Raw genomic sequence first — 19,671 nt, 5'->3', positions numbered from 1 at the left:
GAATGCTTCTACAACCCGACCCGGCGTCACTCGACCCTGGGTTACCTCAGTCCTATCGACTTCGAACGTGAAGCTGGGGTAGCCTGAATGAACTTATCTCGGCGTCCATCAAACCGGCAGCAGGCCATCACGCCATTCTTGGCGAGCTTGCGGATATAAAACTCCAGCTCGAAATGATCGCGGAAGAAGCGGGAGAAGCTGTGAACGACCACGAGGTCGAACGGCGCGGGTTTCGATGTCCCGGCTTCGATAAGCCTCTGGAACTCCGGACGGCGGTCGTTCGTCGCCGACGCGCCGGACTCAACATAGGTGTCAACGACCTTAAGGCCGCGCGCGGCGCACCAGCCCTCCCCTTGTCGTCGCTGGTCCGGGATCGACACGTCATGTTCGGCCTGCCTCGCGGTCGAGACACGGAGATAGAGGGCGGCGCGTGCCCCCGTGATGGTCTGCGGCGCGGTCATGGCACTCTCCAAGAGGGGGGCTTAAAAGGGCGGGGAAAACAGTTCGTCGAAAAGGTCGCCGAACCAGCGCTCGAACACTTCGACCTCTGCGAGCGTGACCGGGACGGGATCGGGCCAGTCATCGGTAACGCGCCATGTCGAGAGGTCGTGCTTCGGAGGCCGACCGGGAAAGGGCCAAGGCTTGCCGAGCAGGGCTTCAAGCTGCTCCGATGCGCTGGGCGCTCGCTCGGGGGAGGGGCGGGCCATCCTGCAACGGTTGCGCGGTTTATTCCCCAACGGAACATAAATCCGCCCTGCGAGAGCGAGCGTAGGGCGCTGGCGAAGAAATACTGACTTTTGAGGAGCGCTGTCGGCGCCTCGCCTTCCGCGCGCCGATTTCGCCCCGCGAAGCGAATCGAAATCCCTGCCACGGATGACCGATGGCTACTCGCCTTGCTCTCGGTCATAATCATCCCTCGCCTTGCGGATAGCGCGCAACGTCCTAGCGATTTCCTGCTCGACCGCCTTTTCACTTATCCCGAGGCGATGCGCGATGCGGTCGTAGGGCAGATCGTCGAAACGGTGCATGAGGAAGACATCGCGGGTCTGCTCCGGCAGACAGGCAATGGCCCACTCTAGTCGCGCAATCAGCGGATCGGGATGCTCTTCGAAGTCAGGCACGGAGGGCGGCGGGATGAGCAGGTTCCGAATTGTGCGCGCGAAGCGGACGGCGAGGTTGTCTTCAGCCATGCGCCTTCCCCCGCCGGGGGCGAGCATGTCCCGTCACCCCCCGAACATGATCGAGCAAATCTCGTAGCAGGCGCGCAATGTCCGGTAGCGAAGCTGGAACCGGCGGGCGCGAACCGTCGAGGTCCGGATTGCGCCACACGCTGTAGGGCGACATCACAGCGGCCAGCCGTTCGAGCTCGGGGGAGCGATAGTTGAGGCCGGTCGCATTGGCGTAGGCCAGTGCCTTGTCGATATGCAGGCCGATATGTCGGGCGCACCATTTGTCGTCGAAACCGACGTCCAGCAGATGCGATGTCAGCGCCAACTGCGCCACGATGCCGGTTTGATAGAGAAGATCGCTTGTGTCCGGGAAGAGCCGCTCCTCAATTGTCAGAAAGAAGCTCTCGGCGTTGCGATAGCGGCACCGGCTAAGAAGTCGGCCTTCTCGCGTTCGGGAAACGTCCCACGTGAGCCGATCCGGCGGCGGCAATACAAAGTTTGAGACCGGGCCAGAAACAAGAGAGGTAACTGCGAGCGCCTCTCGCCGGGAGAGGGTGACGGTTGGCTCGGCTCGGGTTCGGGTGAACATTGGACATCTCGCAATATCTTCATAACCGATATCGGATATAGCGCGCCGGTCCGCATAGGACAATAACCGATATCGGTTATTAGGGTTGTGATTGCGCGGCTGGTTGGTCGGGTTAGGTCGATCCCATGGGAAGGCCTCCACTAAAGGTGAAAACCACCGTCGTCCGACTGCCGGAAGGGATGGGCGAGCGGATCGATAATCTCGTTGGGAAACAGCGCCGCGCCGCATTCATCCGCGAGGTCGTTGAGCGAGAGGTTGAGCGGCTCGAAAAGAAACAGCGCGAGATGGGGTTGCTAAAGTAGCCACCTCAGAACGATGGGAGGGTGCGATGCGTACCCTCAAAACTTCCTAGAAAAGCGCCATTTTCAACACGCAAGACATCGCGCGCTGCCGGATCGCACCCTCAAAAAGTGGCGGAAATGCGCTATGCACCCGTGCGTAAGGTGTGTGATTATGAATTGTGGGTCCGATGCGCAGCATCGAGGCCCGATAGCATTCCGGCATGGACATTGTTCCAGTTGGGCATTTCCCGAGAGGCGACGCGATGGGTGTCAGTAAAAGACGGAAGGATGCGCTCAAGCGCGATCACCCAACCTGCTATTTCTGCGCGACGGCGCCGACCGAAGTCCCCGATCATGTCCCGTCGCGGCAGTGCTTCAAAGGAAGGGTGGGGCCGGAGGACTTCGAGTTTCCGGCTTGCGACCGCTGCAATCAGATGTCGAGCCAGCTTGAGCAAGTGTTCGCTCTTTATCTCATGTTGGCTGACCACAGCGACGACGAGCTGGATGAGGCAATGCTCGCGAAGCTCATTCAGGGTGTCGCCAACAACAATCCGAACTTGCTGCCGTTGATGAATCTGACCGCCAGGCAGGCTCGCCAACATTACAAGAGCACGGGGCTCAAACTGCCCGCTGGCATGACATTTTCCGAAGCTCCGATTGCCGAACTGCCCGCAGGGAATCGGGATGTGTTCCTCGCTTTTTCGCGCCGCTTAACTTGCGCCCTCTACTATAAAGAAGTCGGTCACCCTTTGCCTCTCGACTTCAAGATTTCGACAGGTTGGGTGCAGGTGGTTGATCCGTCTGCCCGCGCGCTTGAAAAAGCCGTGGTTGATTTCCTCCCGGAAGTCACGCTTCCCAATCGCCGGAACACGAATATCGGCGACCAATTCTATTATCGATGGGGCCACAAGCCAGAAGGGATTTTTGCCTTCGCCGCTCAGTTTCGGTCCTCCTTTTACATCATAGGCGCGGCAGCATCACCGGCTGTGTCGAATACCGAGGATCCAAAATGGCAGGCCCACCGGGATGATATCTGATGATCATGCCGTTCAGATGGGATACCCTGATGAACGCGCAGATGTTGGAGCGGTGACGAAATTTCCGAGAATCTAGGGCAAAATAGGAAGGCAAGATAAAAGGACTGCCAGCTTCGCGGCAGTTTGTGGCTGGTTCTCAATCAGATATGCGTATGGCACCTCGTCGCAATGCCAGTCACTTCGCATTTTTCTCATTTCTTGCAATGGCTTATCGTGTGGCAGGCTGACGATGAGGGGCCTTCGAACGCGATTTTTTTTGCCCGCCGCTCAGATATCCTTTCAGCGGCCGGGAAAGGATCAGGAAAGCGAGTTTTGGGAGGGCGAGATAAAAGCGGTGCCAGCTTCCCGCGCATAATGGTCGGATTTCTGCGGCTTCAAGCGTATGGCACAGATTCATGCCTGCCATACGCGAAACCAATACCAGCCGTATTTTCATGACGTTACGGTCTGGCATCCGCTGGCAGATCGCTTGGCGACGATTTGTCGGCTAGGCGGGTTAAATTCCGGGATGCCAATAAGACCAAGCGAAAGGGCAACCACGGCTCAACGAGTTTGCAAGCATTCGCCATCATGTTAGTGGGGAGTTCGAAAAGGGGGCCCGATGCCGCAAAACGACCAATTTATTGCTCCCAGCAGCCTACACATGGATATCCGTAATCCTCGTGCAGGCGCGCACGAGTTTGCGGATGAAGATGCCGCAGTGGCTCATCTCATTGCGACAGCGGATATCGATGAAATTGTCCGGTCCATCCAATCGGCGGGATGGATCGACTACGAGCCTCTGATTGTCGAACAGACAACGAATGTTGTTTTAGAAGGCAACAGAAGACTGGCGGCAATTCGCCTCATGACCGAGCCGGCACTTCGGTCAAAATTGAATTACACTTTGCCCGAAAACGCGGGGACCAACTCTGCTCCTGCTCAGGTGCGTATTCGGTATGTCGCCAACCGCGCAGAAGCGCGGAGCTTTATTGCGTTCAAGCACATTAACGGACCGGCGAAGTGGGATGCGTTCGCCAAAGCGCGGTATGCCAAGGAATGGTTGGATGATGGCGCAGACCTTGCCACGGTGTCCAATGCCGTCGGAGATAACCACAGCACTGTTTTGCGTTTGGTGAACGGTCTCACCGTTCTGAATCAAGCTGTGGCTCTCGGTTTTGATCGAGACGACATCACCGCGCGCACATTCAACTTTTCGCACCTGTACACCGCACTGTCACGGCCAAACGTAAAGAATTTTCTCAAGATTCCTGAGGATGTCGGCAATCAGCTTCCCGCAAATCCCGTACCGCCCGAAGGCACGGAGAATCTTCAGAGGTTGATGGGTTGGCTGTTCGGTCAGCAAAAGCTGGGACAGGAGCATGTCGTAAAGACACAAAATCCTGATCTTGGGAAATTGGTCCGCGTCTTAGCTGAGCCGCGAGCAATGACGGTGCTGGATTCCGAAAAGAGTCTTCGGCTTGCGTTCGAGCAAGTCGAGCCCCCTTCTTACAGGTTTGAAGAGACGTTGAAGGCGACGGCCATCAGCGCCGAACGAACGTTAGGCCTCCTATCTCATTTTGATCCCAGCACGCAGGCTGTTTTGATGGATACCACCGAAAAGCTGGCCGGTACCGTTCGTGTGCTCAGAAATGAGATGCGGACTAAGATGGCGCAGGACGACGATCTTTGATTTCTAGCCCGTCGCCCGACGCGTCCCGTAGTGCTCTTGCAGACTGGTTGGAACTAACCGCGCTGCTCCGAGCGCGGGTTTCCGGATCGGGCGATCTGGAGAGCCTTCTGCGCCTCAACTCAGACAACGACCGAGAGCTTACGCCTACCGGCGATGAGCCACTCGAGGAGGAAATCGCTGAGACCCGACGCGATGCTCTGTTAGCGCGAGTTTCCGAGGAAATCAGTTTTCGCGAACGCGCACTTGGGCCTGATTATCCATTTGAGGTTGTTGGAGACCCGCTCCGCATTTCGCTCAAGGAAGACGTTAACGCGACCTCTCACGCCGCATATTTGTTTATGCTGATGATGACGGGGCTGAAGGACAAACTGCTTCCGACAAGCCCGGCGATTGTGAGTCGAACGGGTCGAGGACGGACGCTCTTCCATATTTGTGCAAGCATCGGAGTTGCTGGAGTACTCAGGGATGGGCACACTTACTGGTTTGGCTTCCCCCGTCCTGACAAATCCGTGTTCGGCAAAGCGCTAGAAGACCTTTGCAGCAAGCTCGGCTTCGGCCGTGCTAAGAACCCGCCTCCGCCGGGGCTCCCCATCGCCGCCAAAGATGACCAAATCGACGTTGTGGGTTGGCGGGCTTTTCGGGACCGGCGCAACGGGACTCTCTTGATTATCTGTCAAGCGGCCACCGGAAACGACTGGGATACGAAATCCGTCAAACCCCATCTAGGAGCCTTCACAGATTGGTTTGATCAGTCGCCCTATCGCGAAGCTATGGCGAGCTTAGCCGTGCCATTCCCGGTCCATCACGAAGTAGACGACCGCGATGGAGAGGATTATGACGAAGCGGTTTTTAACGCCCTTCAGAGATTGAACCACCGGCACGGTGTTGTATTGGACCGGCTGCGAATTACGGAGTCGGTGTCACCTATTGCCAGTGACGCGGAGGCGGCTCAACGTATCGGCGGCTACAACGGGATGAATGTGCTGGTGGATTGGATTGATCAGTTGAAACCTGAGCTCGCGGCGGCCGCGTGATGGCGAAGCGCCATCCTCTCCATTCAATCTGCCCGTACTTCGCCATGTTCCCAGAAGAATTTGTGGAGCGGCACGTGCTCGCCCACAGTTCCATCGGTGATCTAGTTTTCGACCCATTTAGCGGTCGGGGAACCACTGCATTCCAAAGTTTGCTAATGGACCGCCGTTCCGCCGGAACAGATATCAACCCTGTTGCCGCGTGCATTTCTGGCGCCAAAGTGAATCCGCCCTCCCTGATCGATTTGCTCACACGGATTGAAGAACTGCGCGTGAACTACGTCGCTCCTCGCATCGAGGGCCTAGGAGTGTTCTTCGAGCGCTGTTTCCATCCATCAACGTTGCCGCAGATAGTTTACCTCCGGACGGAGTTAGACTGGCAAGGCAACATCACTGATCGTTTTATCGCTGCAATGGCGCTCGGCGCACTTCATGGTGAGAGCCATCGCTCTCGATTGTGTTTCAGCAACCGCATGCCGCGGACGATATCGACCAAGCCAGATTACTCCGTGCGATGGTGGGCTAGCCGAAACTTAGAAGCGCCGGAACGAGATGTCTTTTCTATCCTGAAAGAGCTTGCAAAGTTTCGGCTTGCCATGGGCGCGCCGGAGCGTCGCGGGACCGTTATTTTATCCGACGCGCGAAGCGCGGCGGCTGTCCATCCCGATCTGCACGGTCAGGTCCGCCTTGTTGTGACGTCGCCGCCATACGTTGACGTGACAGACTACGCGGAAGACCAATGGCTCCGCCTTTGGTTCTTGGGCGGAGCACCCGAACCCAAGGCGAGATCGTACGCTGACGATAGGCACACTAAGCAGGTATCTTACTGGAACTTTCTGACCGAGGTTTGGTCAGGTATGCGCGATCTTCTCGCTGACAACGCGACAATCGTGGTTCGGATCGGCGGCAAAGTCGAACTAGAAGAACTGTCTGTGGGTCTCGCAAATTCGATGGAAACAGGTTTCGGCGGCAAGGCTATCCGTATGCTTGGGGGAGCGAGCACCAGCGAACTCCGAAAACGGCAAACCAACGCGTTTCGTCCAGGCACCAAAGCAGGCGTCGAGCATGACTTTGTTTTTGAGGTGTCGGATATCGTCCCTATCACCGTTCCGCTGAATGCGGTTCCGGAGCTGGCCCATCAGGCTGACTGAAGTCGGCACTAGAGTGCTATAGCGAAACGGTAGTGCTCATCTCCACCGGTCGTGGCGCACCATCGATCATTTGAGTTCGAAGAGGGTCGGTTCGTCGGGGGCCGGGGTTTCGATGACCAGCAGGCCGAGGTGCATCGCCTGCGTTATCAGGTGGGCACGGTTTCGCGCATTCAGTTTCAGACGGACATTTTCGATGTGCCGCTCCACGGTCCGTGGCGCGATACTGATTTCGAGCGCAATCTGTTTGGCCGACCACCCTACGGCGACCAGTTCCAGAATTTGATGCTCGCGAAAAGTTAGATGCGGTTCAACATTCAAGGCGTTTCGATGCACGGCGCAATCCCCTGACACCCAAGGCGTGGACAATTGGCGACCGGCAAGCAGCTTTAACGCGCGACAATGCCGCTACCCCACCTGCTCTGCGTGCATAATATCGCTTTGCGTCCTGTTTAGCAATTAACTCGGTCTGGCAGGAAATATAGCGGCACTGTTGATGCCGATATGTCTATGATGCTGAAATCAAATGCTATATTCTAAGTAACTGCTAAGGAATTATACGTAGTGATTTTTGCTAGGTTAATTGGGCACGCGAATTCCTACGTCTTTCTTCGGATGGATTCACGATGCCCAAAGGCACATGAGACTCGCAAATGGGGTCGCCGCAATACCAATTCAGTTGGAGACGTGGCGTGCAAGGTCTGGCAGAATTTCACCGCGGGGGGATCCCCCAGGACACCATCCTAAAATTCCGAAAAGGAGAGATCATATTCTCTCAAGGCGATCCGGGCGATTGCTGGTTCGAAGTCGTGTCGGGCACCGTCCGCACGTGCCATTTCCATCTCGACGGGCACCGCCAGTTGACGGGCTTCTTCTATCAGGGCGATGTCTTCGGTGTCGGATATGGCAATCGCGACGCGGCGGCCGAGGCGGTCACCAACACGATCCTGGCCCGCCGCCCGGTGTCGAACGACGAACCCGCCGCGTCGGGACAAAGCCGCGCGCTCGAACGCGCGCTCGACAGTGCGAATCAGTGCATCTTCCTGCTCGGGCGCCGGAATGCCAACGAGCGCGTCGCAGCCTTCCTGCTGATCGCGGCCAAGCGGTCGTCGGCGCTGGACAGCATTCCCCTCCCGATGACGCGCAGCGATATCGCCGACCATCTGGGCCTGACGATCCACACCGTCAGCCGGACGATTTCGGGCTTTGTGCGTCAGGGCCTTATCGAACTCGAGGGGCCGCAATTGTGCCGCCTCGTCGATATAGAGGGGCTGCGCGCCATCGCCGGCGAAGAGATTGGCGCGGCGATCGACAATATCGCGGCGATGCGCCAGCGCGGCGCGTTCGCCGGGCGGGGAGCGGGGCTGTGATCATCCTGTCCTCACCCGCGCGGCTGCGCCACATCGGCGTGGCCGCCGCCGGCCTCTCGGCCATTTTCGTCGTCTCCCCGGCAAAGGCCCAGGAAGCGCTGGCGCTCGAATGCCTGTGCGAGACGCTGCCGTTCCTCGACGCCGCGACGACGTGGCGCGCGGCGGCGGTCGCGGGGCCGGGCGGCGTGGCCGAAGGCCAGCCGGCGGCAAGCGTCGAAAGCGAGATCGAGGCGCAGCGCCGGATCATCGCCGAACAGCGCGCGCTGATCGACCAGCAGAACGTCATGCTCGCCGAGCAGCGGCAGCATATCGTGAAGATGCAGGGACAGCTGATCACCCAGCAGACGCAGATCGACCGGCTCTCGTCCCTTGCGCTGGCCGAGGCACCGCTCGACATGTTCCGCGGGACCGGCATGGGGCAGGGCGTCGGACCCGGCCCGGCGCTTCCCGGTCCGGGCAGCACCGCCGTTGCGTTGCCCGACGCGCCCGTCGGCGAGGCGCCGCCGCCGAGCGAGTCGACCGCCGAACGCGTCGCCGCAGTTCCTGAAGGACAAGGGGTCCTGACCCGCGCCGGCCATCTCGTCTTTGAACCGTCGTTCGAATATACGCGCTCGTCCACCAATCGACTCGTCTTTCGCGGGATCGAACTGATCCCGGGAATCCAGATCGGGCTGATCGAGGCGACCGATGCCGACCGCGATACGCTCGTCGGGACGGGTTCGCTGCGGTACGGGATTTCGGACCGGCTCGAGGTCGAGGTCCGCGTCCCCTATCTTTATCGCAACGACCGCATCGAGGTCGTCCAGCAGCGCGACGAGGGGATCGTCCGGTCGATCGCGCTGCGCGAGGACGGGATCGGCGATGCCGAACTGTCGCTGCGCTATCAGTTCAACCGGCCGGTCGGGCAAAAGCCGATCTTCGTCGGCTCGCTGCGCGTCAAATCGGACACGGGCAAGGGGCCGTTCGACATCGGCTATGACGAGTTCGGCGTCGCGACGGGGCTCGCCACCGGGTCGGGCTTCTGGGCGGTCCAGCCGGGACTCAACTTCCTGATGCCGTCGGACCCGGCGGTGATCTATGGCGGCGTCGCCTATCTCTACCATATCCCGCGCGACGTGAACAAACTGGTCGGCGAGGTTATGGTGGGACGCGTCGACCCGGGCGATGCGGTCAGCGCCAACGTCGGCTTCGGCTTTGCGCTCAATCCGCGCTTTTCCTTCTCGCTCGGCTATCGCCACAATTATATCTTCCCGACGCGGTCGGAGATCGGCGATACGATCCAGAAGTCGAACTATCTCCACGTCGGTTCGCTCAATTTCGGAATGTCGTACCGCCTGACCGAGCGCGACGTGTTGAACCTCGGCTTCGAGATCGGCGTGACCGAGGATGCGCCCGACGTGTCGATCACCTTGCGCATGCCCTTTGGCGGGAAGCTCTAGCCCCCCACGTCCGGACGCAATTCGCGGCATGAAGAAAAGCCCCGCCGAAAGGCGGGGCAAGTTGGACCGTTCCCGTCGAAACGGGAGCGGGGGGTCGTTCAGTTGCCGAGCGCGCCCACCGTCTGCGCGCCCATCACGGCGCCGATCGCGTCGCTCATCCGCGTTGTGGCCAGCGCGTCGCGGAAACCTTCGTAGCCGCTGATGTCGAGCACCGCGTCGACCTGCTGGTTCAGCGATACGTTGCTCGCGGTGTTGATCAGCACATTCTGGATTGCGTCGGTCTTCTGGATCAGCGCGGTCTGGCCATTGTTTGCGAGGAAGACCGACTCGTCGCCGACGCGCATCGTGATGCCGCCGCTCGTCAAGATGCCGCCCTGGATCTGCGCCGCATCGACCGCGGTAAGCGCCGGCGAAACGAAGCGTTCGATCGTCGACCCCTCGGGCGTCCAGCTGATGATCGTGCGCAGCGCGAGCTCGTCGTTCACGAAACTGCGGATATCGGCGCCGAACGCGATGACCATCCCCTGGAACGCGAAGCCGCCGCGTTGCTCGGCCAGCACCTCGTCGGGCACCGTCGCGGCATCGGCCAGCGGGTCGTCGGCCGCCGCCGGCTCCCCCGCTGCGAGCAGCGCCGGGGCGAGGGCGAGCAGGAGGAGGCGTCGGGTCATGGCGGGTCTCATTTCACGGTGCCGACGCGCACATCGAGCAGGATCTGCGGCGTCAGTTGATATTGCGGGGGGAGGTTGGTCGTGAGATCGCCGATCGAGACGTGCAGCGAGCCATCCTTTTCGAGCGGCGCCTGCGACCAGGGACCCCAGTCGCCGGCGAGGTTGAAGGCCGGGCGTTTCTGGCCGCCCTCGACGATCGCGAGCGCGATGCCGTTCCAATGCTTCTCGAAATCCGAGAGCGAATATTCGTTGAGGCCGAGGACCGAGTCTCCGGTCAGCACGCGGTCTCCGCGAATGCCCTTGATCACGACGAAATGCTTGAAGCCCTTGAGGTCCATCAGCACGATCGTCGGGCGCTTGACCTGTTTCAATTGCTCGGCCGTGATCCGGAAGCCCTCGGCGCGATAGCCGCGCGAGGCGAGATAGGTTTTCATGTCGAGCATCGAGAAGCCGACCTTGCGGATCGCCTCGCGGTCGCCCTTTTCCCACATCGCGCGGAACGGCATCGTTTCCGACGTCGGTTCGCCATAATGATAGGTGAGGAGCGTGGCGAGCGCAGCGGACCCGCAGCTGAAATCGTATCGCTGGCGGATGACCGACCGGAAGGGGATATCCCACCAGGTCATGACCTGGAGCTGGTAGCTGCCGCCGGTCTCTGGCCCGGTGAGCCGGACCTCGGCGGCCGCGGGCGCCGCCGCGAGGGCGCACAACATGCCCGCGATCAAGGCGCGCATGGGCCGCATGGCGATCTCAGTCGCCGAGGTTGATCGTCAGGTTCATGCCGCTTTGGGCACTGACCTGCGCGCCGGTGTTGATCAGCAGGTTGCCGACACCGTTGAAATTGGACAGGGCGAAATCGCTGAGCGTGACCGCGCCTGCGGTATAGTCGCCCTTGAGGATGTTGCCGCTGACGATCGAATCCATCGTCTGGTTCGTGATGACCAGCGACTGGCCGCCGCGTTGCGTATCGAGTTCGCGGTCGTTCAGCATCGGCGATTTGCGTTCGGGGCGCATCGGGATAGCCGGAGCCGCATCAACCGGAACCGCATAGGAAAGCATGGGGCTGGCGGCGGGGGCTGCAACCTCGGGTGCGGCGGGTTGCGCGAAAACGGGGGCGGAAAAGCTTGCCAGGATCAGCAGAGCCGGAAGCATCGCGGGTTTCATGACAGGAATACTCCTGAAAACTTCAAAAACGGGTGATGGCCGACGCCCTGGGGGTCAGATGCGCCGGCCATCCGGGGGGACGTGATTAGTCGCCGCCGCCGTCGCCACCACCGGCCGGCGCCGAGGTGTCGCCGAAGCTGACGGTGCCTTGTGCCGCGATGTTGGTCGCTGCCTGGGTGTTGGCGTTGATGCCCGTGTTCCAGGCGGCGTTCAGGATGCCGGCATAGGCCGCGAACGCATTGCCGCGCACCGAGTTGTTGCCGCTGTTGTAGCCGACGGCCGTATCGCTGTCGTCTTCGCCATCGAGATCGACCAACTCATCCATATATTTGTTGGTGTTGGTCGCGCTCAGCGACTGGTTCGCGACAACGAGGGTGTTGCCGTTGAACGAGCCGTTGCCGTCATTGTCCTGGTCGTCGTCCGAATAGCTGTCGGCGGCATTGTCCTGGACAAACAGGTCGATCAGGTCGTTCACAACGACAGTGTCATTGTCGCTGTTGTTCCCCGACGCCCCATTGTTGTTGGCGTCATTGTTGGATTGCGTTTGCGCAATCGCCGGAGCGGCCGTTGCGGCGAGTGCAATTGCCGACACCGCAAGCATGACTTTCTTGATCATGACTACTTCCTCTCAAAATGGGGATGGCTCGCGATGCCGATCGGCATGGCTGATGCGGATCCTCCCCGACTCCGTCCGCATCGGTGCGAACAAGGCGATCATGATCCGCCGCGGTGCGAACCGCTTTGCGAATTGGCAATGTCGGGGGCGGAGAAATACCCAGATGATATCGGTGGGTGGATTGCGCGGCGTCAGACCGTCACGTCGGCGCGCATCGTCGCCCGTCCTGCCGCGTCACGCGCCCACAGCCGCGCCCCCGCGCCTTCATGCGCGAGGCACAGGTCGAAGGGTGCTCCGTCGAGCAGCGGGGCTTCGGCGCGAAAGCGGAAATGGCGCGGCGCGGCGCCGGGGACGGATTGCAGGAAATGGTCCATCAGCAGCGTCGCGATCAGCGGGCCGTGGACGACGAGTCCCGCATAGCCCTCGACCCCTCGCGCATAGTCGCGGTCGTAATGGATACGATGCGCGTTGAAGGTGAGCGCCGAGTAGCGGAACAGCATCACCGGATCGGGGACGACGCTGCGCGTCGCGTCGCTCTGCTCGGGCTCTGCCGGTTCAACGGGCGGCGGGGGAGGCGCCGGCGATGCCGCGGCGGGGGCGCGAAAGACGATGTCCTGTTCCTCGCGGATCGCCGCGACGCCGTCCGCCGCGATATCGTGGCGCAGCGTGACGAACAGCAGGTCGCCGCTCGCGCCGCGCTTGGGCTTGATCGCATCGATCGTGGTGACGCGCCTCAGCGCCGCGCCGGCCGCGATCGGCGACAGATATTCGATACGGCTTCCCGCCCACATCCGGCGGGGCAGCGGCACGGGCGGGAGCAGGCCTGCGCCGTCGCGGCGGGGATGGCCATCGGCGCCGATGGTCGACTGGCGCGCGTCGGGCAGGAAATAGAGCCAGTGGCCGAGGGGCGGGACGATATCCGGCACCGCATCGTGATCGAGCAATGCGGCCAAGCCGCGCATCGGCGCGATGGTGGCGACATCCTCACGTGTTTCGCTGCGGCCGACCCAGGCGGAATAATCGTCCATCAAAAGCTCTTGGGCAGGCCGAGCGCGTGGGTCGCGACATGGCTGAGGATCAAATTCGTGCTGATCGGCGCGACCTGATAGAGGCGCGTCTCGCGGAACTTGCGTTCGATGTCATATTCCTCGGCGAAGCCGAAGCCGCCGTGCGTCTGGACGCACATGTCGGCGGCGTACCAGCTCGCTTCGGATGCCAGCATCTTCGCCATATTCGCCTCGGTCCCGCCATCCTGTCCGGCGTCGAACAGCCGCGCGGCCTTGTCGACCATCTCCGCGGCGGCGGCGATCTGGACATAGGCGCGCGCGATGGGGAACTGGATGCCCTGATTTTCGCCGATGGCGCGGCCGAACACCGACCGGTCCTTGGCATAAGCGGTCGCGCGGTCGATGAAGAAGCGCCCGTCGCCGATACATTCGGACGCGATCAGGATGCGCTCGGCGTTCATGCCCGACAATATGTAGCGAAAGCCCTTGCCCTCCTCGCCGATCAGGTTGGCGGCGGGGACTTCGAGATCGTCGAAGAACAGTTCGGTCGTCGCATGGTTGAGCATCGTGCGGACGGGCCGGATCGTCAGGCCGTTGCCCTGCGCCTCGCGCATGTCGACGAGCAGCACGCTCATCCCGTCCGACGGTTTGGCGCACTCCTCGCGCGGGGTGGTGCGGCAGAGCAGGACCATCAGGTCCGAATGTTCGGCGCGGCTGATCCAGATCTTTTGCCCGTTGACGACATATTTGTCGCCGACCCGCTTCGCGAACGTGCGGATGCGCGTTGTGTCGGTGCCCGCGGTCGGCTCGGTGACGCCGAAGGCCTGCAGGCGAAGCTCGCCGCTGGCGATCGCGGGCAGATAGGCCTGCTTCTGCGCTTCGGAGCCGTGCTTGAGCAAAGTGCCCATCGTGTACATCTGCGCGTGGCAGGCGCCGCCGTTGCAGCCCGAGCGATGGATTTCCTCGAGCACCGCGGTCGCCGCGCCGAGCCCGAGGCCCGATCCGCCATAGGCTTCGGGGATCAGAACGGAGAGGAAGCCTGCTTCGGTGAGCGTGCGGACGAACTCGGTCGGATAGATTCGGTCGCGGTCGAGCCGCTGCCAATATTCGCCGGGGAAACCGGCGCAGAGGCGGCGCACTGCGTCGCGGATTTCGGGAAAGCTCTGCGGCTGGGCTTCGGACATCGGCTTTCGGCTCTCCCCTGATCGTCGGGGAGAGCCTTAGGATGCGAAGCTGTTTCGGTGCAACTGAAACAAATGTCAGATGGAGGGCAGGTCGAGCCCTTTCTCGCGCGCGCAGTCGATCGCGATCTCGTATCCCGCGTCGGCGTGGCGCATCACGCCGGTGCCGGGATCGTTCCACAATACGCGCTCGAGGCGCTTCGCGGCTTCGGGGGTGCCGTCGGCAACGATCACCATGCCGCTGTGCTGCGAATAGCCCATGCCGACGCCGCCGCCGTGGTGGAGCGACACCCACGTCGCGCCCGAGGCGGTGTTGAGCAGGGCGTTGAGCAGCGGCCAGTCCGACACCGCATCCGATCCGTCGCGCATCGCTTCGGTCTCGCGGTTCGGCGACGCGACCGACCCCGAATCGAGATGGTCGCGGCCGATCACGACGGGCGCCTTGAGTTCACCTGACGCCACCATTTCGTTGAACGCGAGGCCGAGGCGGTGGCGGTCGCCGAGACCGACCCAGCAGATACGTGCGGGCAGGCCCTGGAACCGGATCTTCTCGCGCGCCATGTCGAGCCAGTTGTGGAGATGCTTGTTGTCGGGCAGCAGCTCCTTCACCTTCGCATCGGTCTTGTAGATATCCTCGGGATCGCCCGACAGCGCCGCCCAGCGGAAGGGGCCGATGCCGCGGCAGAAGAGCGGGCGAACATAGGCGGGGACGAAGCCGGGGAAGTCGAAGGCGTTCTCGACGCCCTCGTCCTTCGCCATCTGGCGGATGTTGTTGCCATAGTCGGTCGTCGGCACGCCCGCGGCCTGCAGGTCGAGCATCGCGCGGACGTGCACTGCCATCGATGCCTTGGCGGCCTTGGCGACCGCGGCGGGATCGCTCTCGCGCTTCGTGAACCATTGGTCGAGGGTCCAGCCTGCGGGAAGGTATCCGTTGACCGGGTCGTGTGCCGAGGTCTGGTCGGTGAGCAGGTCGGGGCGGATGCCGCGACGCACCATCTCGGGCAGGATCTCGGCGGCGTTGCCGAGCAGGCCGACCGACACCGGCTTGCCCTCGGCATGGCTGGCTTCGATCATCGCGATCGCCTCGTCGATGGATGAGGCCTGCTTGTCGAGATAGCCGGTGCGCAGGCGCATCTCGATGCGGCTCGGCTGGCATTCGATCGCGAGGCACGATGCGCCCGCCATCACCGCGGCGAGCGGCTGCGCGCCGCCCATGCCGCCGAGGCCGGCGGTGAGCAGCCAGCGCCCTGCGAGGCTGCCGCCATAATGCTGGCGGCCCATTTCGACGAAGGTTTCGTAGGTGCCCTGAACGATGCCCTGGCTGCCGATGTAGATCCAGCTTCCGGCCGTCATCTGGCCGTACATCATCAGGCCCTTTTTATCGAGCTCGTGGAAATGATCCCAGTTCGCCCATTCGGGCACGAGGTTGGAATTGGCGAGCAGGACGCGCGGGGCGTTCTCGTGCGTGCGGAACACGCCGACGGGCTTGCCCGACTGGATGAGCAAGGTCTCGTCGTCCTCGAGCCGCTTCAGCGTCTCGACGATCCGGTCATAGCTTTCCCAGTCGCGCGCGGCGCGGCCGATGCCGCCATAGACGACCAGCTCGTGCGGCGCCTCGGCGACGTCGGGGTGGAGGTTGTTCATCAGCATCCGCATCGGCGCTTCGGTGAGCCAGCTTTTCGCGGTGATTTCGGTGCCGGTCGCCGGACGGATCACGCGGCTGTTGTCCAACCTCGGACTAAGGGGGCGGGTGGTCATGAATTTCCTTTCGCAAAGTCGAGGGTCGCGCTGATCACTTGCTCCAGCACGGGCCGGATCGCGGGATTGGGGTCGAGCGGCGCGGTTTCGGTCAGCGCGGCGGATTCGGTCATGTAACCGCGCTGCGCGAGCTCCATCTGGATCGCGTGCACGCCGCCCTCGGGGCGGCCGTAATGGCGCGTCGTCCATCCGCCCTTGAAGCGGCCGTTGACGACATGGCTGTGGCCGCTCGCGGCGCAGATGTTCGCGATCACGGTTTCGAGCTCGGGGGCGCAAGTCGTGCCGTCGTTGCTGCCGATGTTGAACTGCGGCAGCTCGCCGTCGAACAGCCGCGGGACATGGCTGCGGATCGAGTGGGCGTCGTAGAGGACGACGCGGCCGTGCGCGGCCTTCAGCCGGTCGAGTTCGGTCGTCAGCGCGTCGTGATACGGCCGGTGATAGGAGTTCAGCCGCTGCATGATCTCGGCCTCGTCCGGCGCGTCGAAACGATAAAGCGGCTCGCCGTCGAAGGTCGTCGTCGGGCACAGCTCGGTCGTCGCCTGTCCGGGATAGAGCGACACGCCCGACGGATCGCGGTTCATGTCGATCACGCTGCGCGAGATGTCGGTCGCGACCAGCGTGGCGCCGAGGTCGGCGGCGAAGGCGTAAAGCTCGGCGATCCACCAGTCGGTGTCGAGCTGCGCGCGCCAGGGCGAGACGAACTGGTCGTCGAGCCCGGCGAGCCCGGTGCCGCCGTGCGGGAAGGCGAGGATGAGCGGCGCGTCGCCGCGATGGACGCGCAGCCAGTCCATCAGGCGAGCCCCGGCAGGCGCGCGGGAACCGCCACGACGAGGCTGCCCGTGCGGATCAAAGCGGTCGCCGCCTCCATGTCGGGATGGAAATGCCGGTCGTCTTCGAGCGTCGGCACTTCGGCGCGGAGATGCCGGTGCGCGGCTTCGAGTGCGTCGCTCGATTTCAGCGGCGCGTGGAAGTCGATGCCCTGGCACGCGGCGAGCAGCTCGATGCCGATCACCGCGCTGGCGTTGTCGGCCATGTCGAGCAGGCGGCGCGCGCCGTGCGCGGCCATCGAGACATGATCCTCCTGATTGGCCGAGGTCGGGATCGAGTCGACGCTCGCGGGATAGGCGCGCTGCTTATTCTCGCTGACGAGCGCGGCGGCGGTGACCTGCGGGATCATGAAGCCCGAATTCAGGCCGGGGCGCGGGGTGAGGAAGGCGGGGAGGCCCGACAGCGCCGGATCGACGAGCATCGCGATGCGGCGCTCCGAAATCGAGCCGATCTCGCACAAGGCCATCGCGATCATGTCGGCGGCGAAGGCGACGGGTTCGGCGTGGAAATTGCCGCCCGACAGCGCTTCGTCGGTATCTGCGAAGATCAGCGGGTTGTCCGACACGCCATTGGCCTCGATGCCCAGCGTCGTGCCGGCCTGCCGCAAGAGGTCGAGCGCGGCGCCCATCACCTGCGGCTGGCAGCGGAGGCAGTACGGGTCCTGCACGCGCGGATCGTCGACGGCGTGCGAGGCGCGGATCGCCGACCCCGCCATCAGGGTGCGCAGCGTATCGCCGACCTCGCGCTGCCCGGCGTGGCCACGCAGCGCATGGATGCGCGCGTCGAAGGGCGCGTCGGAGCCCTTCGCGGCTTCGGTCGAGAGCGCCCCCGTGATCAGCGCCGAGCGGAAGATGGTTTCGGCGCGGAACAGGCCAGCGAGCGCGTTGGCGGTCGAGAATTGCGTGCCGTTGAGCAGCGCGAGGCCTTCCTTCGGGCCGAGATCGAGCGGGACGAGGCCGGCTTGCGCCAGCGCATCGGCCGCGGGGAGGACCTTGCCGCCGACCTCGATCGCGCCGACGCCGATCATCGCCGCCGCCATGTGCGACAGCGGCGCGAGGTCGCCGCTCGCGCCGACCGAGCCCTGCGACGGGACGACGGGGGTGAGGCCCTGTTCGAGCATCGCTTCGATCATCGCGACCGTTTCGCGCCGCACGCCCGAAGCGCCCATTCCGAAGCTCGCAAGCTTCAATGCCATCATCAACCGGACGATCGGGGCGGGCGACGGCGCGCCGGTGCCCGCGGCGTGGCTCAGCACGATGTTGCGCTGGAGCGTCGACAGCTCGCCGTCGGCGATGCGGACGCTCGCGAGCTTTCCGAAGCCGGTGTTGATGCCATAGACGGGTGCGCCCTTCGCGACGATCCGCGCGACCGCGGCGGCGCTCGCGTCGATCGCGTCCCATGCGCCGTCGCTCAGTTCGGCGCTCGCGCCCTCATAGATTTCGCGCCAGTCGGCGAGCGTCATGGCGCCGGGGGTGATGATCATTGTCCGTCCTTGATGCGTTGGTGAAGCGGGTTGAAGCCGATGCGGTAGACGAGCTCGGCGGGGTCGCCGACGTCCCAGATCGCGAGGTCGCATGCCTTGCCGGCCTCGAGCGTGCCGACCTCGGCGTCGAGGCCGAGCGCGGCGGCGGCGTTGACCGTGACGCCGCGCAGCGCCTCGACCACGGTCAGCCCGAACAAGGTCGCGCCCATGTTGAGCATCAGCAGCAGCGAGGTCGTCGGTGAGGTGCCGGGGTTGTTGTCGGTCGCGAGCGCGATGCGCGTCCCGTGGCGGCGCATCGCCTCGATCGGGGGCAATTTGGTCTCGCGCATGAAATAATAGGCGCCGGGAAGAAGCACCGCGACCGTGCCTGCCGCGGCCATCGCGCGGACATCGTCGTCGGTCGCATGTTCGAGATGATCGGCCGAGAGCGCGCCGTGGAGCGCGGCGAGCGCGCTGCCGTGGAGCGCGGATAGCTGCTCGGCGTGGAGCTTGACCGAAAGGCCGCGCGCCTTCGCCGCCTCGATCACGCGTGTGCATTGCGCGCGCGAGAAGCCGATGCCTTCGCAAAAGGCATCGACCGCGGTCGCGAGCGGCGCGGCGGCGGGGATCATCTCGCCGACGACGAGGTCGATATAGGCGTCGCTGTCGCCCTTATATTCGGGGGGCAAGGCGTGCGCGCCGAGGAAGGTCGGTTCGACGCGGATGTTGCGGTGCCCGGCGAGTGCACGCGCGGCGCGCAGCATCTTGAGTTCATCGTCGGTCGACAGCCCATAGCCCGACTTGATCTCGATCGTCGTGACGCCCTCGGCGATCAGCGCGTCGAGGCGGGGCAGGGCGCTCGCAACCAGTTCGGCCTCGCTCGCCTCGCGCGTCGCGCGCATCGTCGAGACGATGCCGCCGCCCGCGCGGGCAATCTCTTCATAGGTCGCGCCTTCGAGGCGCATCGCCCATTCGTTCGCGCGGTTGCCGCCATGGACGAGGTGCGTGTGGCAATCGATCAGGCCCGGGGTGATCAGCCGGCCTTCGCAATCTGTAACCTTTTGCGCGGTCGCCGGAGCGCCGTCGGCGGGTCCGGCATAGACGATCCGGCCATTCGCCGCCGCCACGACGCCATCGTCGACCAGGCCGAGTGCATCATCGGCCATCGTTGCGAGTCGGGCGTTGATCCAGAGCTGCTCCATCTGGACAGTGTCGTTCGAATGCGCCATTATGTCTAGACATAATATGAGG

Annotated in this window: 21 protein-coding genes and 1 pseudogene; 7 read left to right on the top strand and 15 right to left on the bottom strand. The window is 63.0% G+C overall.

What is annotated here, in order from left to right:
- Positions 1–137 precede the first annotated feature (137 nt).
- The 4 genes and pseudogenes from ACIPPQ_RS19450 to ACIPPQ_RS19435 all read right to left on the bottom strand — a co-directional run.
- Positions 138–461 (bottom strand): annotated as a pseudogene (locus ACIPPQ_RS19450) (recombinase family protein); the annotation flags it as partial.
- A 21-nt stretch (positions 462–482) separates the two neighbouring features.
- Positions 483–707 carry a hypothetical protein gene (locus ACIPPQ_RS19445; RefSeq protein ID WP_446545701.1) on the bottom strand — a complete coding sequence of 75 codons (225 nt, stop codon included), beginning with the start codon at positions 705–707 and terminating at the stop codon, positions 483–485.
- A 177-nt stretch (positions 708–884) separates the two neighbouring features.
- Positions 885–1,190 (bottom strand): sigma-70 family RNA polymerase sigma factor, encoded by a 306-nt coding sequence (locus ACIPPQ_RS19440; RefSeq protein ID WP_446545700.1) that lies wholly within the window; start codon positions 1,188–1,190, stop codon positions 885–887.
- Positions 1,183–1,758, bottom strand: a complete 576-nt coding sequence (locus tag ACIPPQ_RS19435; RefSeq protein WP_446545699.1) for a hypothetical protein — start codon at positions 1,756–1,758, stop codon at positions 1,183–1,185. Before ACIPPQ_RS19435 ends, ACIPPQ_RS19440 begins: the two co-directional genes overlap by 8 nt.
- Positions 1,759–1,904: 146 nt before the next feature.
- On the opposite strand from ACIPPQ_RS19435, the gene ACIPPQ_RS19430 reads away from it, so the two are divergent.
- The 5 genes from ACIPPQ_RS19430 (at position 1,905) to ACIPPQ_RS19410 (ending at position 6,930) form a co-directional block, all read left to right on the top strand.
- Entirely contained in the window at positions 1,905–2,060 is a 156-nt protein-coding gene (locus tag ACIPPQ_RS19430; RefSeq protein WP_428683662.1) for a hypothetical protein, read from the top strand.
- Between the two features lie 200 nt (positions 2,061–2,260).
- Positions 2,261–3,076, top strand: a complete 816-nt coding sequence (locus tag ACIPPQ_RS19425) for a hypothetical protein (protein WP_446545698.1) — start codon at positions 2,261–2,263, stop codon at positions 3,074–3,076.
- 601 nt (positions 3,077–3,677) lie between these two features.
- Positions 3,678–4,748: a hypothetical protein gene (locus ACIPPQ_RS19420; RefSeq protein ID WP_446545697.1), complete on the top strand. Its 1,071-nt coding sequence runs from the start codon at positions 3,678–3,680 to the stop codon at positions 4,746–4,748.
- Positions 4,749–4,795: 47 nt separating this feature from the next.
- A complete protein-coding gene (locus ACIPPQ_RS19415) occupies positions 4,796–5,782 on the top strand; it encodes a hypothetical protein (protein ID WP_446545696.1) in 987 nt (328 codons plus the stop codon).
- Entirely contained in the window at positions 5,782–6,930 is a 1,149-nt protein-coding gene (locus ACIPPQ_RS19410; protein ID WP_446545695.1) for a DNA methyltransferase, read from the top strand. The genes ACIPPQ_RS19415 and ACIPPQ_RS19410 overlap by 1 nt, the downstream gene beginning before the upstream one ends.
- Positions 6,931–6,996: 66 nt before the next feature.
- On the opposite strand, the gene ACIPPQ_RS19405 is transcribed toward ACIPPQ_RS19410, so the two are convergent.
- Entirely contained in the window at positions 6,997–7,263 is a 267-nt protein-coding gene (locus ACIPPQ_RS19405) for a response regulator transcription factor (RefSeq protein ID WP_446545694.1), read from the bottom strand.
- 317 nt (positions 7,264–7,580) lie between these two features.
- On the opposite strand from ACIPPQ_RS19405, the gene ACIPPQ_RS19400 reads away from it, so the two are divergent.
- Both ACIPPQ_RS19400 and ACIPPQ_RS19395 read left to right on the top strand, forming a co-directional pair.
- On the top strand, positions 7,581–8,297 hold the full coding sequence (locus tag ACIPPQ_RS19400) for a helix-turn-helix domain-containing protein (protein ID WP_446545693.1): 717 nt from the start codon (positions 7,581–7,583) through the stop codon (positions 8,295–8,297).
- Positions 8,294–9,736, top strand: coding sequence for a hypothetical protein (locus ACIPPQ_RS19395; RefSeq protein WP_446545692.1), 1,443 nt, complete (start codon positions 8,294–8,296; stop codon positions 9,734–9,736). The genes ACIPPQ_RS19400 and ACIPPQ_RS19395 overlap by 4 nt, the downstream gene beginning before the upstream one ends.
- A gap of 98 nt (positions 9,737–9,834) precedes the next feature.
- Here ACIPPQ_RS19395 and ACIPPQ_RS19390 read toward each other — a convergent pair whose 3' ends face one another.
- From ACIPPQ_RS19390 to hutI, 10 genes are all read right to left on the bottom strand, one after another.
- Positions 9,835–10,404, bottom strand: a complete 570-nt coding sequence (locus tag ACIPPQ_RS19390) for a hypothetical protein (RefSeq protein WP_446545691.1) — start codon at positions 10,402–10,404, stop codon at positions 9,835–9,837.
- Between the two features lie 8 nt (positions 10,405–10,412).
- The gene (locus tag ACIPPQ_RS19385; RefSeq protein WP_446545690.1) at positions 10,413–11,147 is read right to left on the bottom strand and encodes a C39 family peptidase; all 735 of its coding nucleotides are present in this window, start codon (positions 11,145–11,147) and stop codon (positions 10,413–10,415) included.
- Between the two features lie 7 nt (positions 11,148–11,154).
- Positions 11,155–11,568 carry a hypothetical protein gene (locus ACIPPQ_RS19380; protein WP_446545689.1) on the bottom strand — a complete coding sequence of 138 codons (414 nt, stop codon included), beginning with the start codon at positions 11,566–11,568 and terminating at the stop codon, positions 11,155–11,157.
- Between the two features lie 85 nt (positions 11,569–11,653).
- Positions 11,654–12,184: a hypothetical protein gene (locus tag ACIPPQ_RS19375; protein ID WP_446545688.1), complete on the bottom strand. Its 531-nt coding sequence runs from the start codon at positions 12,182–12,184 to the stop codon at positions 11,654–11,656.
- 191 nt (positions 12,185–12,375) lie between these two features.
- Positions 12,376–13,212 (bottom strand): FAS1-like dehydratase domain-containing protein, encoded by an 837-nt coding sequence (locus tag ACIPPQ_RS19370; protein ID WP_446545687.1) that lies wholly within the window; start codon positions 13,210–13,212, stop codon positions 12,376–12,378.
- Entirely contained in the window at positions 13,212–14,375 is a 1,164-nt protein-coding gene (locus ACIPPQ_RS19365; protein WP_446545686.1) for an acyl-CoA dehydrogenase family protein, read from the bottom strand. The genes ACIPPQ_RS19370 and ACIPPQ_RS19365 overlap by 1 nt, the downstream gene beginning before the upstream one ends.
- A gap of 75 nt (positions 14,376–14,450) precedes the next feature.
- Complete coding sequence (gene hutU, locus ACIPPQ_RS19360) at positions 14,451–16,130, bottom strand: urocanate hydratase (protein ID WP_446545685.1); 1,680 nt, start codon at positions 16,128–16,130, stop codon at positions 14,451–14,453.
- On the bottom strand, positions 16,127–16,921 hold the full coding sequence (gene hutG / locus ACIPPQ_RS19355) for an N-formylglutamate deformylase (RefSeq protein WP_446545684.1): 795 nt from the start codon (positions 16,919–16,921) through the stop codon (positions 16,127–16,129). Before hutG ends, hutU begins: the two co-directional genes overlap by 4 nt.
- Positions 16,921–18,441, bottom strand: coding sequence for a histidine ammonia-lyase (gene hutH, locus ACIPPQ_RS19350; RefSeq protein ID WP_446545683.1), 1,521 nt, complete (start codon positions 18,439–18,441; stop codon positions 16,921–16,923). Before hutH ends, hutG begins: the two co-directional genes overlap by 1 nt.
- Complete coding sequence (hutI, locus tag ACIPPQ_RS19345; protein ID WP_446545682.1) at positions 18,438–19,649, bottom strand: imidazolonepropionase; 1,212 nt, start codon at positions 19,647–19,649, stop codon at positions 18,438–18,440. The genes hutH and hutI overlap by 4 nt, the downstream gene beginning before the upstream one ends.
- Between the last annotated feature and the right edge of the window lie 22 nt (positions 19,650–19,671).

This window comes from Sphingopyxis sp. LARHCG72 (assembly GCF_052871675.1).
Note: the sequence above shows the minus strand (reverse complement) of the source record. Positions and strands in the feature narration are given on the sequence as shown.